The following is a 14,446-nucleotide window of genomic DNA, read 5'->3' as shown; positions in this document are numbered from 1 at the left end:
AGATCAGGGCGTTGGCGTCACCCGCAGCACCTTGTCGCCTGCTCCGTTGTCGGTGGTCACCAGGAGCGAGCCGTCCGGCGTCGGAGTCACCGAGCGCAAGCGCCCGAACTGGTTCACCAATCCGAAGGTCTGCGCGTCGACCGAGCGTCCGTCGGCACTGAGGCGGAGGAAGATCAGTTCCTTGCTCTTGAGACCACCCATTACGAGCGCACCGTCCCAGGCACCCCACGCGGCTCCGCCCGTGAAGGCAGCGCTGGCGGTAGCCAACGTGGAGCTACCCGAACGCCACACCGCCGCAATTGCTCCCGGCACTCGCACCGGATCGGTCATCGGCACGGATTCGTCGTACGTTCCGGGAAGCCGATCCGGGCGGTAGCCGTAATTTCCGCCGGGGGTAAGCAGGTTGACTTCGTCGTCGACGCTTGTGCCCTGTTCAACCGAGTAGACCCGGCCGGTTCCAGGTTGCACGGCCAAGCCTTGGACGTTGCGATGCCCGAGCGTGTAGACGGGGCTGCCTGCATTCGGATTCCCCGCTGCTGGAGATCCGTCGGCGTTGATGTGCAAGACCTTGCCGCCCAGCGAATTCGGATCCTGCGGAACGCTCGGCGTCGCGGTGTCACCCGTCCCGACGAACAGCGTTCCGTCCTGGGCCGCCAGAATTCGGCAACCCCCGTGACGCCCGGACGAGACCGGGATTCCTGGCAATACGGTTCCGGTTCGAGTGAGGGCGGTCCATCCGGCGTCGACGGTCCACGAGATCACTCGAACGTCCGTGACTCCCCCAGCGCTGAATCCCTGGCAGGTGTAGAGGGTGCGCGACTGAGCGAAGTCACGGGCAAGCGCGATGCCCATGAGCCCGGTTTCGGACTGAGCGTAGAGATCCGAAAGGTCAGCAGAGACTGGACCTGTCGTGTTGTCGCCTCGGCGAACGAAGAATCCGCCGGACCGTTGTCCCGTCAGGATCGCGCCGTCCGGGGCTGCCACGACGTCCCAGGGGTGGTCGAGTCCGTCGACGAGTGTGGTGACCGACAGCTGCGGGAGGGTGTTCTCGATGGGGATGTCCGGGTCGTCACCGCCCAGCGATCCGGTGCTTCCGTTGCCGAAACTGCCGGGGTCGAAGGGGAAGGGTTGAGCCACGCTCTGCGTTACCGGCATCACCAGTACTGCAGTCAGGGCCACGGTCAATGCGGCGAGCTTCGGATGACGCACGCGTTCTCCTCGGGTCGGAAACCGTTCTGCGCCTCACTATAAACAGACAAATCGGTCTGCGCTGCCGGAACCGAGCGCACAGAAGTCGTTCCCAGACGCGGAAACCCGCGTTTCGAGTCGATTAGTGAACGCTCACGCCCGCTGCGCGCACAACAACGCGAAGCGCTGATCCTGATCCGTCCACACCTTCCGTACCCCAAAGCCCGCGGACGCGAGCTCCGCGGCAATCCCGTCCTCGGTGAACTTCGCCGAGATCTCGGTGCGCAGCTGCTCGCCCGCTGCGAAGGTGATCTCCAGATCCAGGTCGTCGATATGCACCGAGAGTGCACGAAGTGCTTCCAACCGCATTTCGATCCACTGGTTCTCGGCATCCCAGAGCGCGACGTGACGGAAGTCTTCCAAGGGAAAGTTCGCTCCCAGTTGCTTGTTCAGGACCGCGAGAACGTTGAGGTTGAACTGCGCAGTCACGCCGGCAGCGTCGTCGTAGGCGGGCACGAGAACAGCCGGATCGATCACCAATCCCACACCCAGGATCAGGTTCTCCCCCGGAGCGAGCACCGCTGCGATCCCCGAGAGGAACTCGGCTCGTTCTGCGGGAACGAGATTACCGAGAGTTCCGCCGAGAAAAGCGACCGCGCGCCGTCCACCACCGGGCAGATGATGCAGCGAACCCGTGAAATCGCTGACCACTCCGAGCACGTCGATTCCGGGAAACTCGGCACCGACTTGCTGCGCCGCGCCTTCGAGGGCCGTCACCGAAACATCCTGCGGTACATACGTTCGCAGAGTTCCGCGAGCCGTCATCGCGTCGAGGAGTAACCGCGTCTTCTCCGAGGAACCTGAACCCAGTTCGATCAGGATCTCGGGTTCGGTCAACGCCGCGATCTCGTCGGCGTACTGCGTGAGCAGGCCGCGTTCGGTACGGGTGGGGTAATACTCGGGTAAGGCCGTGATCTCCTCGAACAGTTCACTTCCACGCGCGTCGTAGAACCATTTGGGCGAGAGCCACTTCGGCGTTGCGCTGAGCCCCTCCCTGGCCTCGGCTCGCAGTGCGTCGACCGATTCGGCCGGTGTCAGATAAACCTCGAGCGTAGGGGTTTTCATTTTTCTCCCATCGGGATCGGGGTGATGATCACATGGCCGGGACGCGCGCAGACGATGTGCCGGTCCGGCACCTGCTCCCAGTCCGGGGATCGATCGAACGGTTCGGAAACGATCAGGGCCCGCGACTCGTCGACCCGCGTGTACAACGTGTGGCCCCACGCCGTGGCCCACAGTTCCTGCCCGTCGCCGAACAGGAGGTTCAATCGTGAATCCGGCGCCGCCGCAGCCACATCGTGAACGAGGCTCGTCACGGCGACCTCCGCGGGCTTCGACTTCAACCGATGCCGAAGCACTGTCCACAACAAGGCAGCATCCGTCGGGGCGGGCATCTTCAGCAGTTCGACGGCCGGAACTTCTGCCGCCAAGTCTGCGAGTGATCCAGGCCAACCGGATACCGCTCCGTTGTGACTGAAAGCGTAGGTTCCGTCGACGAACGGTGCGCAGGCACCGATCTCGACGGCCATCCCCTCCGTCGCGGAACGCACGGCGGCGAGGACGGCTCCGGAACCGATGTGGGACAACGTCTCGTCGACTGTCGGGTCCGACCAGATCGGCGAGATACTGCGGTACCGTCCCTGTCTTCCACCGTTCCACCACACCGCACCGAATCCGTCGGCATTGATGGTCCCGCCGCCGCGCATCTCGCGAGGTGCCCACGACTGTCGCATCAGTGAGTTCTCGCCGTCGTGGATGAGTTCACGAACCGAACGTGCCGGCCCGAGATACCCGAGGTGCCGACACATGTCAGGGTCTACCCGAAATCGTTCTGGCGCAACGAAAACCCGAGAAGATCTGGCGCCTGATCGGATGGTCCCAGTTACGGAACGTCCCACGACAGGCAACGCTGTCGGTCCCGAACGATCCCCCTCGCAACACCTTGTAGTCGCCGCCGAAGAATACCTCCGAGTACTCCCGATACGGGAATGCCCGGAAACCCGGATACGGATGGAAACCCGAAGACGTCCACTCCCATACGTCGCCGATCAACTGCTCGACACCCGCTGCTGACGCCCCTGCTGGGTAAGAACCGACGCCGGCGGGGCCGAGATGGCGTTGACCGAGATTGGCGAGATTCTCGTCTGCGGACACGTCCCCCCAGGGGAACCGTCGTGATCTTCCGGATTCCGGATCCCAGCGCGCGGCCTTTTCCCATTCCGCCTCGGTGGGAAGCCGTTTGCCTGCCCAGCCGGCGTAGGCCTCAGCCTCGTAGTAGCTCACATGCACTACCGGCTTGTCCGGCGGAACCGGAGCCTCGACGCCGAAAGTCTCGTGCCACCAACCCGAACTGTCGTGTTCCCAGAACAGGGGTGCACGAAGTTTCGCGTCGACGCGATGCCGCCAACCGTCGCGAGACCACAGTTCCGGTCGGGAATACCCGCCGTCCTCGATGAATTCGACGAACTGCCCGTTCGTGACCGGGAATCTGTCGATCGCGAAGTCGGTGAGATAGACCTGATGCGCAGTGCGCTCGTTGTCGAGTGCCCACGGTTCGTCGTCGGTCCCCATGACGAAGGGGCCGGCCGCGATGGTGACCTCGTCGAGTTCCGGCATGCGGGCCGCTTGCGGAGCGGGAGTCGCAACGAGTGCCGTGGGTCCCGAACGCAATTGGTGGGTCGCGAGCATGGTCTCGGCGTGTTGCTGCTCGTGCTGCGCGATCATCCCGAAGGCAAAACCGTCCACGTCGAGTTCTGTGCGACCGAACGTGCTGGCTTCGAGCACATCCCAGACCTTTCCACGGACCGTACGTACGTATTCGCGCGCCTCGGCCGGGTTGAGCAGGGGAAGTGTGGGTCTCGACGATCTCGAATGCTTGAAAGCGTCGTACAGCTCGTCTATGTCGCTACGCACCGGATCGCGGCCACCGACGTCGCGCACCAACCAGAGTTCCTCTTGATTGCCGATGTGAGCCAGGTCCCACACGAGTGGACTCATCAACGGGGAATGCTGAGCGATCAATTCGGTATCGTCGACGCAGTCGGTGAGCAGAGTCGACCGCTCACGCGCTCGCAGAAGTACGGCTTCGACCGCTTCCTTGGTGATCTCCCCCGTCATGTGTCGCTCTCACCGGGCACGATTGCGCGACAACACCGTTCGGCTGCGGCATCGAGAAGACGAACGAACTGCGGCTCCGGCGCGTACGACGCGGCAAGCGACATCAGAGAGGTTGCAGCCGAGCGCAGTTCGACATCGTCCAATCCGTACTCCGCCGCGTCCCGCCACCTCCCGGCCGTCGATGCTGCAGCATCACTGGCCTCCCGCATCACGGCAGGCCCGGACAGCAACGCGTCGATCGCTGCTACCGGTACTCGCCACAGATCTCCCGGCTGCGCATCGATGTAGCGAACCTCCAGATGGCCGACGGCGCGAACCGGCGGGAACAGCGTGGACAGGTGATAGTCCAAGTCTGCCCAGACGGGTCGGCGTCCGATCTCGGCATCCACAGCGCCGTCTATCCAGTCTCCGAAGGTGGCACCCCGCGGAGCCGTCCAATCGTCACCCTCGTTTCGCACACACATCAGCGGAACATCGAGCGCCCAGCCGGCGTAGTCCTGCACTTGCGGGACTGCGACCGTTCGCCAGGAATCGAGTTCGAGCCACGTCCGCATGCGTTGGGACGCCCAATCTCCCTTCGGAACCCCTTGCAAGCGTGGAGAACACGCAAACGCTGCGATGAGAGCCGGGCCCATGTCCCCGAGGAGCCGCCAACGCTGGGCGATGGACTCCGGGCTGCCGCCGGCATCGACACTGATCTGTACTGCCGCGGTATTGCACATCATCAAGGTGCCGTACGGTCCTATCCCGGCGAAGCGGGATTCCATTGCGCAATAACGCGGCAGCCGGAGAATCCGGGAAGGTGGGCGGGCGACGTCGGCCGCCGCCGAACTGATTTCGATGGAGTACGGCGCGAGGAGTGTTTCGAGAGTACGACGGTCGTCGTCGAGGCAGTCACACAGTTCGCGAGCGGACGTGCGCGGCGCTGAGGAGAGTTCTATTTGTCCGCCAGGTTCTACGGTGACGAGGCTGCCACGAGGAAGCGGTGCCGCCGGTGAATCAGGGTCGATGCTGGTGGGTGCATGTCGCCCGAGTGCCCTTGCCAGAGTCGCGGCTGACGGCCTCTCTCCACCGGGAACGTGGCTGGTCAGCCACTCGAGCTCAGCTCCTACCAAGCGGGGTGGCCCCTGTTTGAAGCACACACCACCGACGTAGGCCTCGGCCGCAGGACGCGAATCCACCTGCGTGGTCTGTGCTGCTGTCAACGCTGCTGTCACCATTCGACTTCCCCTTCGGGCGGTCTTCGCGGTCGCTACCGACGATAGAACGCCAACGTCCGAGATGCACCCTTTGTGGTGTTACGTGTCGTTGAATTTCTTCAGTCGTATCCACCGGTACCCACAACCGGCCAGAACAACACCTACCCCCGAAACAACCGCGATCCACGGAAGTGTGACCACCAGAACGACACAACCAGCCGCGCCGACCGCTTGCAGCCACTTCGGATACATCCGGTCCACCCCGCGCTGGCTGTACGCACTCACGTTCGCGACGAGGTAGTAGAGCAGCACTCCGAACGACGAAAAGCCGATCACCCCACGAAGATCGGTTGTCGACACCAAAACGATCACGACAGCACCGACCACAAGTTCCGCATGGTGAGGTACCTCGAACCGTGGGTGGACGGCTGACAGGGCAACCGGCAGATCACGCTCGCGTGCCATCGCCATCGCCGTACGGCTCACCCCCGCGATCAGAGCCAGCAGCGCCCCCGCCGACGCCGCCGCGGCACCGATCACCACTACGGGAAGCGCCCAGTTCCACCCGGTCGCGCCCACTGCATCGGCCAAGGGCCGTGCCGAGTTCGCCAGCCGATCAGGTCCCAACGTCACCAACAGCACCACTGCTACCAGTGCATAGAGGATGACGGCGACGGTGAGAGCAATCAGGATCGCCCGCGGAATCGTGCGGCGCGGATCGCGCACTTCCTCCCCCAGCGTCGCGATCCTGGCGTAGCCGGCGAAGGCGAAGAACAGCAGCCCGGCCGATTGCAGGATTCCGTACCACGACCCGAACGCGAGATCCGGGAGCTCGCGCACTGCACCAGGACCGACGACGGCAACCAGCAGCGCTACGCACAGCGCTGTCGCCGACACAGCGACGATCACCCTGGCCATGTGCGCCGTCCGCGTCACTCCGCGGTAGTTGACTGCAACCAGCGCCGCCACCACCAATACCGCGACGGGAACACGCCAGGCGGTAGGCGCAACATACGTCGCGAAAGTCAGGGCCATTGCCGCGCAACTCGCGGTCTTCCCGATCACGAACGACCAGCCTGCGGCAAACCCCCACCAGGGTCCGAGCTGCTCACGTCCGTAGACGTAGGTCCCACCTGACGTTGGGTATCTGGCCGCAAGCTGCGCCGACGACGTCGCGTTGCAGAATGCGATGAACGCTGCAATCGCCAGGCCCACAAGCAACCCGGTACCGGCTACTGCGGCAGCGGGCGCGAACACCACGAAGACTCCGGCGCCGATCATCGCGCCGAGGCCGATCACCACGGCATCGACCGTGCCCAGCCTTCGCTCCATCGGGACAGCTTCGTTCACAGGTAGTTTGAACCACACCGACATGAACGGAAGGTGCCATGTTCGATCTCGACACGATCCGCCGCGACACTCCCGGATGCCTCGACAAGGTGTTCCTCGACAGCGCGGGATCCTCGCTCCCGCCCGAGCCGGTGCTGACCACGATGATCGAGCACCTGCGACGTGAAGCCGACGTCGGCGGATACGTCGCAGCTGCTCGTCAGAGCGGCGCCCTGGCTGCTGTTCCGCATTCGCTGGCCCGGGTCATCGGCGCTCAGGCAACCGATATCGCGTTGACGGACAGCGCGACCCGCGCGTGGAACGACTTCTTCGCCTCGGTTTCGCTCGGACCTGGTGATCGAATCCTCATCAGCGGAGTCGAATACGCGAGCAACGCCATCGCTGCCCTGGGGCGGGCGCGTTCGACCGGCGCCCACGTCGAGATCATCCCGAGCGATCAGTGCGGACGCATCGACCTCGACGCACTCGAGAACATGCTCGACGATCGGGTTCGCCTCGTCTCCGTCGTCCACGTCCCCACCAACGGCGGCCTGATCAACCCAGTCCGCGAGGTCGTCGAATTGGCCAGAGCCCATGGCTCTCTCGTTCTGCTCGACGCGTGCCAGTCCTTCGGCCAGTTGCCCATCGACGTCACCGAACTCGGCATCGACGCCCTCAGCGCCACCGGCCGCAAGTGGCTCCGCGGGCCACGCGGAACCGGATTCCTGTACGTCCGCCCCGGACTCGTCGACGCGCTCGAACCTGCTGCGATGGATCTGCACGGAGCGGAATGGACGAGCGAGAACAGCTTCGTCCCTGCACCGGACGCAACACGATTCGAACTCTGGGAGACGAGTGTCGCTGCGCGCCTGGGTCTTGGCGTCGCCGCCGATTATCTGCTCTCGATCGGCACCGACACGGTGTGGGCACAGATCGAATCCAGAGCAGTCGCGCTGCGGCAAGGGCTGGCATCGATTCCCGGAGTCGACGTCCACGATCGAGGGACCCAGCTGAGCGGCATCGTTTCCTTCACCGTCGAAGGTATTTCCGAGCACCTCGTGCGGGATCAGCTTGCAGCACAGAACATCACCGTCACCGTCAGCGGTCGCGGGTCCACGCTCCTCGACATGGATGCACGCGGGCTCGACGCCGTGGTTCGCGCATCGCCGCACTACTTCGTCGACGAAGCGGACCTGGACGCATTCCTTGGCGCGGTCAGGAGATTACAAACCTCCCGTTGACCGGGACCACACCTGATCCGCGGAAGTCGAAACTGCAACTGTGTGGCGATCAGTAGTTTCGTCTTCCGAAAGGACGCTTCGCATGGCCGACCCGACCGTCAGACCGATCTCCGCTGCAGACATCACCACCTGGGACTACGAGGCCGACGTCGTCGTCGCGGGATACGGCATCGCCGGCGTCACCGCTGCGATCGAAGCAGCGCGTGCGGGCGCCGAGGTGCTCGTCCTGGAGCGGACGGGCGGTTGGGGCGGAGCCGCGTCACTGGCTGGTGGATTCATCTACCTGGGCGGTGGAACGCCGTTGCAGAAGGCGTGCGGGTTCGAGGACTCGGTCGAGAACATGAAGACGTTCATGAAGGCAGCGCTCGGCCCCGGAACCGACGACACGAAGATCGACGCGTACTGCGAGGGCAGCGTCGATCACTACAACTGGCTCGTCGACGCCGGCGTCCCGTTCAAGGAATCGTTCTGGGGTCAGCCCGGCTGGGAACCGCCGTACGTCGACGGCCTCATGTACTCAGGCGGCGAAAACGCCGCACCGTTCAACGCGCTCGTCGATCCCGCGCCCCGCGGACACGTCCCGCAGATGAGCGAGAAGAAGACCGGCGAGCAGGGCGGCGGCTACATGCTGATGAAGCCACTCGTCGAGACGGCCGAAAAGCTCGGTGTCCGTGCAGAATACGATCTGCGTGTCCAGACTTTGGTGGTCGACGGCGATCGGGTCGTGGGAGTTGTCGCCAAGCGCTACGGCAAGGACGTCGCGATTCGTGCCCGCAAAGGCGTCGTGCTTGCGATGGGCAGTTTCGCGTACAACAACGAGATGGTGCGCTCGAACGCACCGCGTATCTTCGGCCACCCGGCGGCCTCGATCGAAGCGCACGACGGCCGCGCAATCCAGATCGGTCAGGCTCTGGGCGCCGACACCGCACACATGGACGCCACCGAGGTCGCGTTCTTCTGCGACCCACAGTTGATGGTGCGCGGCATTCTTGTCAACGGCCGTGGTCAGCGATACATCCCCGAAGACACCTACCCGGGCCGCATCGGACAGGCAACACTGTTCCAGCAGGACAACCAGGCATTCCTCGTGATCGACGAAGCTGCGTACGAGGAAGGCATGAATGCCGAATCGTCCAGTGCGCAGTTGCGGGCGCAGCCGACCTGGGTGGCGGAAACCGTCGAGGAACTCGAAGCCGAGATGGGGCTTCCCGCCGGATCGCTGCAATCGACCGTCGACCTCTACAACCGTCACGCGGCTGAAGGGTCCGACCCGGTGCTCGGCAAGAAGTCCGAGTGGGTCAAGCCGATCGTCGGCCCGTTCGCGGCAATCGATCTACGTGGCCGCACAGGCGGATTCACGCTGGGAGGATTGAAGACAACCGTCGATTCCGAGGTTCTGCACGTCTCGGGTGCGCCGATCCCCGGACTGTTCGCAGCGGGGCGCTGCACGTCCGGTGTCTGCGCAGGTGGTTACGCCAGCGGAACCAGTCTCGGCGACGGCAGCTTCTTCGGACGTCGTGCCGGAATCAGCGCAGCGCGCTAGGTCACCACAACCCGCACGCCGTCGGCAAAGCGGTACGGCTGAGTCTGCAGAACCGCGCCGAGGTGTTTCCTCAATCTGGACACCTCGGCGCGCACTGCCACCACATGCTCGCGATCACCGAAGAGCACTTCGCTCAGGCCTGCGGCATCCACGCCAGCCGATCCCACAGCTGCCAGCGCACGCAAGATCTGAGCGTGACGCGGCGAAAGCGCGCGCGTCCAGTTTGCATCACCACGGACCGTCACCTGCGGCGATGCACCGAGTGACAGCTCGAGCTCGATCACCGGCCCGCCGACGCCGGTGCGCAACAGCCAGCCGTCACCGAGCGGCTCAGGCAGACACATCCCAAGACCTGGCACGATGACGGGCTTTCCCGCACTGGGTGCCGCCACCCGGTCAGGTGCGGCAATCCCGCTGGCGCCGGCCACCCAGCCGAACTCGTCGACCACCAATGCCGGACCCGTGCCCGCCGCGAACAATGGCGCCGCCCGCGAGCGCAGGCGATCGAGCTGAGCTGCATGCTCGCGCCACAGCGTCGCCTCCGCGAGGCGAACCGCGGTGCGAACCAGCGCGACAGTGGTGGGATGCACCGAGGCTGCGGACCCGCTGATGTCCACCACACCCAGGATCTCGCCTGTCCGGGGGTCGTGCACAGGCGAGCCGGTACATGACCAATTGTGATGCGTCGGCGCATAGTGCTCGGCCGAGAAGAGTTGCACCGCAGAATCTTCGATCAGCGCGGTACCGATCGCGTTGGTACCCACCGACTGCTCCGACCAGCGCGCGCCTTCGGCGAACCCGAGTGCGTCCGCCGCACGTTTGACGGTCTTCGCCCCTTCGCGCCAGAGCAGGACACCGTCGGCGTCGGCAACGACCACGATGAAGCCCGCGTCCTCGGCGACCTCGGTGAGCGTGGTTCTCAGTTCGGGCAGAACGCTGCGCAGCGCGGTACGCGAACGCCTCGACTCCAACTCGGAGAAATCGGCGACAGCGGACGCGCCGCAATGATCGGGCGCGAGCCCACCCGCGGCCACCCGCGACCACGATCGCGCCACGACGGTCCGCGGCTGCGCCGGTGGTTCCTGCCCCGAGAGAACTGCGTCGTGCACCCGGCTCAGTAGGCGCGCATGCTGCGACAGGTCGGTACCCGGCACGACGGCACCGAGCCGACTGCCTTCGGGAGCGCTCCCCACGGTGGTCACTCCGTCAGGCTACCGCTTTCGATGTGACGCGAACCACGTCCACACGGCCAGGTCCCCACCACCTGCGATTAGCGGCGGGGAGCAAACTCCGGTAACGTATCCAAAGTTGTCTCGGCGAGGGTGAATCGCAGCAGTTCCACACGTTGCAGGTTTACCGTGATCGACGCGGCTACGGCTCAGCTCGAGCGTTTCGCTCCTGGCCGTGTGCGCGCCTGTCCGCCTTGCCGCAGGCAAAACCACACGTCAGTAAACCGAGCACGAACCCCGTGAGTTGTAGGAGCCGTTTCATCATGTCTGAAGAAAACAACCTCGTCGCCGTCGTCCGCACCGAATTCGGCAAGGGCGCAGCTCGCCGCGCACGTCGCGACGGCCAGGTCCCCACGGTTCTGTACGGCCACGGCGAAGATCCCCGCCACCTCAACGTGCCGGCTCGCGACTTCGCTCGCATCCTCCGCGCACAGGGCACCAACGCCATCCTCACCCTCGACATCGAGGGCACGGAGCAAGTTGCACTGACCAAGTCGGTCGTCGTGCACCCCATCCGCAGCTACATCGAGCACGCTGACCTCCTCGTCATCAAGAAGGGCGAGAAGGTCACCATCGACGTTCACGTCGTAGTCGTCGGTGACGCTGCTGCAGGCACCATGGTCGCGCAGGATGCATCGACCATCTCCATCGAGGCAGACGCCCTCCACATCCCCGAGCAGATCGAGGTCTCGGTCGAGGGCCTCGAAATCGGCACCCAGATCCTGGCAAGCCAGCTCGAACTGCCCGCCGGCTCCGTCCTGCAGGCTGACGCCGACACCCTGATCGTCAACGTCGTTGCTGCACCGACCGAGGCTGACCTCGAAGAGGGCGCAGAAGCTCCCGCCGCCGACGAGGCTGCAGAAGAGGCCTGATCCTCTCGGTTCCAACAGAACTCACTGCGCGCGGCGCGTCATTCCGATTCGGAGTGACGCGCCGTTCGTGCGTAGCAGGAAAAACAAGCCAGAAAGTAGCGTCCGTTGAGCACAGATACCGCCCTCGTCATCGGCCTGGGTAATCCCGGCCCGCAGTACGAGAAGACCCGGCACAACGTCGGCTTCATGGTCGCCGGCACCCTTGCCGGGCGCATGGGCGGAAAGTTCAACGTACACAAGAAGAGTGGCGCCGAAATCGTCGAAGGTCGCCTCGCCGGCCGACGTGTGATTCTCGGAAAACCACGCTCGTACATGAATCTCTCGGGTGGCGCGGTCGCCGGTCTCGCGCGATTCTTCTCGGTCGATGCCGCGAACATCATCGTCGTCCACGACGAACTGGATCTCGATTTCGGGACCATCAGACTCAAACTCGGCGGCGGCGAAGGCGGACACAACGGTCTGCGGTCCATTTCGAGTTCGTTGACCACCAAGGACTACCTGCGCACGCGCGTCGGGATCGGTCGCCCGCCGGGCCGAATGGACCCGGCGGACTACGTTCTCAAGCCGTTCTCGTCCACGGAGCGAAAAGAACTCGATCTCGTGTGCGAAGAAGCTGCGGATGCAGTGGAGCTACTGCTCGAACTCGGGCTCGAAGCCGCACAGAACCGCTTGCACTGACAGTCAGTTACCCAGCAGGGCAGCCGAATTGGCGCGGCGGAGCTTTCCCGACGACGTCTTCGGAATACTGCCGGGGCCCAGAACCGCAACGGCGCGAGGTCGGACACCGACGTCGGCAACCACGGCGTGGACCACTTCGCGCTCGATGCGCTTGACCTCTTCCGGATCTTCGAAAGCGTTGGTCTCGACGGCGACCGCAAAGCTCTCACGCTTCTGGCCGGCATCGAGACGGATTGCGACGGCATTTCCCGGGCGCACACCGGCAACGCTTCCGGCCGCCCGTTCGATGTCTGTGGGGTACACGTTCCGGCCGCCCATGATGATGACGTCCTTGACTCGCCCGCACACCACGACCAGTCCTTCTTCGGTGAAGTACCCGACGTCACCGGTGTCGAGCCAACCGTCGGAGTCCTGCGCCGGCTTGTGACCTTCCACCGTGACGTAACCGGGGGTCACTGCCTTGCCGCGAACCTCGATGATTCCGACGCCGCGGGCCGGAAGTACCTGGCCGTCGCGGTCGACGATGCGTCCCTCGAGGTCAGGCACCATCTTTCCGAGTGTGGCGAGGGCACGAGCGTTGGGGCGATTGGACGGCACCGCCCGAGACATCGACTCGAGGAAGTCGGGATCGACGTAGTCGAGGACCTGACCTTGATCGGGATCCGGAATCGACACGGCGAGCGTGGTTTCCGCCATTCCGTACACGGGAGCGAGCGCGGTCGGGTTCAAACCGAAACGCGCACCGGCCTCGGCGAGGGCATCCATCGTGTCGGGATCCACCGGTTCGGCGCCGTTCCACATGTATCGGACGCTGGAGAGGTCGACTGCCCCGTCTTCTGCCTGTGCGAGTCGACGAGCCAAGAGCGAGTACGCGAAGTTCGGTGCGGCGGTGACAGTTCCGCCGTACTTGCCCATGAGTTCCGCCCACAGCACCGGGGTGCGCAGGAAATCCATCGGCGTGATGCTGATGACCTCGGCGCCCACCTGCATCGGAACCGTCAGGAAGCCGACCATGCCCATGTCGTGGAAGAGCGGAAGCCAGCTCACCATCACGTCGTCCTCGATGGAGAACTTGATGCGGTTGATCATCGCGTACGCATTTGTGTAGAAGTTCTCGTGCGTGATCTGCACGGCCTTGGGCGAACCGGTGGAACCTGACGTCAACTGTTGGAGTGCGATATCCGATTCGGCCGTCTCCACGGGATCGATCGACGTTCCGCCACGAAGCTCGTCCACCGTCACGACGGTGATGCCACGCTCTTCGAGGAGCGGCCTGGCCGCGTCGAATGGTGCACCCAGAATGACGGCTTTTGCGGAGATCATGTCGATCACCGTCTCGGTGTCCTGAGCCCAGACGCCCAGATCCGTTCGGGGGGTCGGCTGATGCAGCATCGTCACCGACGCACCGCGCATCCACGTCGCCTGGCAGGCAGGCGCGATGTCGACGGGCTGTCCGGCGAGAATGCCGATCGCGACGCCGCGATCGATGCCGACCTCGGCCAGGCCACCGGCCATGCGCCGAGCTTCCTGGTGGATGTCGCCCCAGGTCTGACGGAAAGCGTTGTCGGGCTCTCCCGTCACCAGGCCGCGGTCGGTGACTGCGGCGGTCGCGTACATCTCTTCGGTGAACTTGCTCAACGCAACTCCTCGGTCAGTGTCACTCTTCGATTCAGTGCAACTCTTTCGCAGGACACAAATGGCTGTGTGTTCGAACACACACATACATTGATAATCAGCGATCGTTCGCCGAGTGTTACGCCGCAGTGGCTACTGCCTCGTGGTCTGCGAGTATCCTTTCTCTGTTGTGCTGCCGCACTCTCCACCTGTCCGCGCCCCGGCACGTCGCCGGCACCGACGCCCACTTCGAGAGGTTCTTCGTTGACTACCCCGTCCGACTCGACCGTCCCTTCCGACTCGACTGTCCAGTCCGACACCGAAGGCCCCGATTCAACCGAGAGCGGGGCGGTCGCGGTCACGACGACGACCAAGG

At 64.4% G+C, this 14,446-nt stretch carries 12 protein-coding genes; 4 read left to right on the top strand and 8 right to left on the bottom strand.

Features of this window, described 5'->3' with window-relative positions; translation table 11 throughout:
- Positions 1-3: 3 nt before the first annotated feature.
- The 6 genes from AC3WQS_RS05290 to AC3WQS_RS05265 all read right to left on the bottom strand — a co-directional run bounded on the left by AC3WQS_RS05290 (position 4) and on the right by AC3WQS_RS05265 (position 6,938).
- Positions 4-1,209, bottom strand: a complete 1,206-nt coding sequence (locus tag AC3WQS_RS05290) for a PQQ-dependent sugar dehydrogenase (RefSeq protein ID WP_020908570.1) — start codon at positions 1,207-1,209, stop codon at positions 4-6.
- Between the two features lie 132 nt (positions 1,210-1,341).
- Positions 1,342-2,313: an L-histidine N(alpha)-methyltransferase gene (gene egtD, locus AC3WQS_RS05285; protein WP_134999512.1), complete on the bottom strand. Its 972-nt coding sequence runs from the start codon at positions 2,311-2,313 to the stop codon at positions 1,342-1,344.
- The gene (egtC, locus tag AC3WQS_RS05280) at positions 2,310-3,056 is read right to left on the bottom strand and encodes an ergothioneine biosynthesis protein EgtC (RefSeq protein WP_029255893.1); all 747 of its coding nucleotides are present in this window, start codon (positions 3,054-3,056) and stop codon (positions 2,310-2,312) included. The genes egtD and egtC overlap by 4 nt, the downstream gene beginning before the upstream one ends.
- Before the next feature lies 1 nt (position 3,057).
- Positions 3,058-4,365, bottom strand: a complete 1,308-nt coding sequence (gene egtB / locus AC3WQS_RS05275) for an ergothioneine biosynthesis protein EgtB (RefSeq protein WP_029255894.1) — start codon at positions 4,363-4,365, stop codon at positions 3,058-3,060.
- Positions 4,362-5,585 (bottom strand): ergothioneine biosynthesis glutamate--cysteine ligase EgtA, encoded by a 1,224-nt coding sequence (egtA, locus tag AC3WQS_RS05270; RefSeq protein ID WP_019744662.1) that lies wholly within the window; start codon positions 5,583-5,585, stop codon positions 4,362-4,364. The genes egtB and egtA overlap by 4 nt, the downstream gene beginning before the upstream one ends.
- Positions 5,586-5,663: 78 nt before the next feature.
- Positions 5,664-6,938, bottom strand: a complete 1,275-nt coding sequence (locus tag AC3WQS_RS05265) for an APC family permease (RefSeq protein ID WP_060939773.1) — start codon at positions 6,936-6,938, stop codon at positions 5,664-5,666.
- A gap of 14 nt (positions 6,939-6,952) precedes the next feature.
- Between AC3WQS_RS05265 and AC3WQS_RS05260 the strand changes: the two genes are divergently transcribed.
- Together AC3WQS_RS05260 and AC3WQS_RS05255 are read left to right on the top strand one after the other, a co-directional pair.
- The gene (locus tag AC3WQS_RS05260; RefSeq protein ID WP_060939774.1) at positions 6,953-8,134 is read left to right on the top strand and encodes an aminotransferase class V-fold PLP-dependent enzyme; all 1,182 of its coding nucleotides are present in this window, start codon (positions 6,953-6,955) and stop codon (positions 8,132-8,134) included.
- An 82-nt stretch (positions 8,135-8,216) separates the two neighbouring features.
- Positions 8,217-9,677, top strand: a complete 1,461-nt coding sequence (locus tag AC3WQS_RS05255) for an FAD-dependent oxidoreductase (RefSeq protein ID WP_492711579.1) — start codon at positions 8,217-8,219, stop codon at positions 9,675-9,677.
- Here the strand turns inward: AC3WQS_RS05255 and AC3WQS_RS05250 are convergent.
- On the bottom strand, positions 9,674-10,879 hold the full coding sequence (locus AC3WQS_RS05250; protein WP_019744666.1) for a GAF domain-containing protein: 1,206 nt from the start codon (positions 10,877-10,879) through the stop codon (positions 9,674-9,676). The genes AC3WQS_RS05255 and AC3WQS_RS05250 overlap by 4 nt on opposite strands.
- A 290-nt stretch (positions 10,880-11,169) precedes the next feature.
- Between AC3WQS_RS05250 and AC3WQS_RS05245 the strand changes: the two genes are divergently transcribed.
- Both AC3WQS_RS05245 and pth read left to right on the top strand, forming a co-directional pair.
- Positions 11,170-11,778 carry a 50S ribosomal protein L25/general stress protein Ctc gene (locus tag AC3WQS_RS05245; protein ID WP_020908579.1) on the top strand — a complete coding sequence of 203 codons (609 nt, stop codon included), beginning with the start codon at positions 11,170-11,172 and terminating at the stop codon, positions 11,776-11,778.
- A 105-nt stretch (positions 11,779-11,883) separates the two neighbouring features.
- Entirely contained in the window at positions 11,884-12,456 is a 573-nt protein-coding gene (gene pth / locus AC3WQS_RS05240) for an aminoacyl-tRNA hydrolase (RefSeq protein ID WP_003946229.1), read from the top strand.
- A gap of 3 nt (positions 12,457-12,459) precedes the next feature.
- On the opposite strand, the gene AC3WQS_RS05235 is transcribed toward pth, so the two are convergent.
- Complete coding sequence (locus tag AC3WQS_RS05235) at positions 12,460-14,094, bottom strand: fatty acyl-AMP ligase (protein ID WP_029255898.1); 1,635 nt, start codon at positions 14,092-14,094, stop codon at positions 12,460-12,462.
- Positions 14,095-14,446 lie beyond the last annotated feature (352 nt).

Source organism: Rhodococcus sp. FW305-130 (assembly GCF_058788335.1).
This window is presented reverse-complemented; position numbering and strand designations above follow the sequence as displayed.

Bases quoted from the DNA above. Each gene is read 5' to 3' on its own strand.
- egtD (WP_134999512.1), bottom strand. From the start codon at position 2,313: ATGAAAACCCCTACGCTCGAGGTTTATCTGACACCGGCCGAATCGGTC.
- egtC (WP_029255893.1), bottom strand. From the start codon at position 3,056: ATGTGTCGGCACCTCGGGTATCTCGGGCCGGCACGTTCGGTTCGTGAA.
- egtB (WP_029255894.1), bottom strand. From the start codon at position 4,365: ATGACGGGGGAGATCACCAAGGAAGCGGTCGAAGCCGTACTTCTGCGA.
- egtA (WP_019744662.1), bottom strand. From the start codon at position 5,585: ATGGTGACAGCAGCGTTGACAGCAGCACAGACCACGCAGGTGGATTCG.
- AC3WQS_RS05265 (WP_060939773.1), bottom strand. From the start codon at position 6,938: ATGTCGGTGTGGTTCAAACTACCTGTGAACGAAGCTGTCCCGATGGAG.
- AC3WQS_RS05260 (WP_060939774.1), top strand. From the start codon at position 6,953: ATGTTCGATCTCGACACGATCCGCCGCGACACTCCCGGATGCCTCGAC.
- AC3WQS_RS05255 (WP_492711579.1), top strand. From the start codon at position 8,217: ATGGCCGACCCGACCGTCAGACCGATCTCCGCTGCAGACATCACCACC.
- AC3WQS_RS05245 (WP_020908579.1), top strand. From the start codon at position 11,170: ATGTCTGAAGAAAACAACCTCGTCGCCGTCGTCCGCACCGAATTCGGC.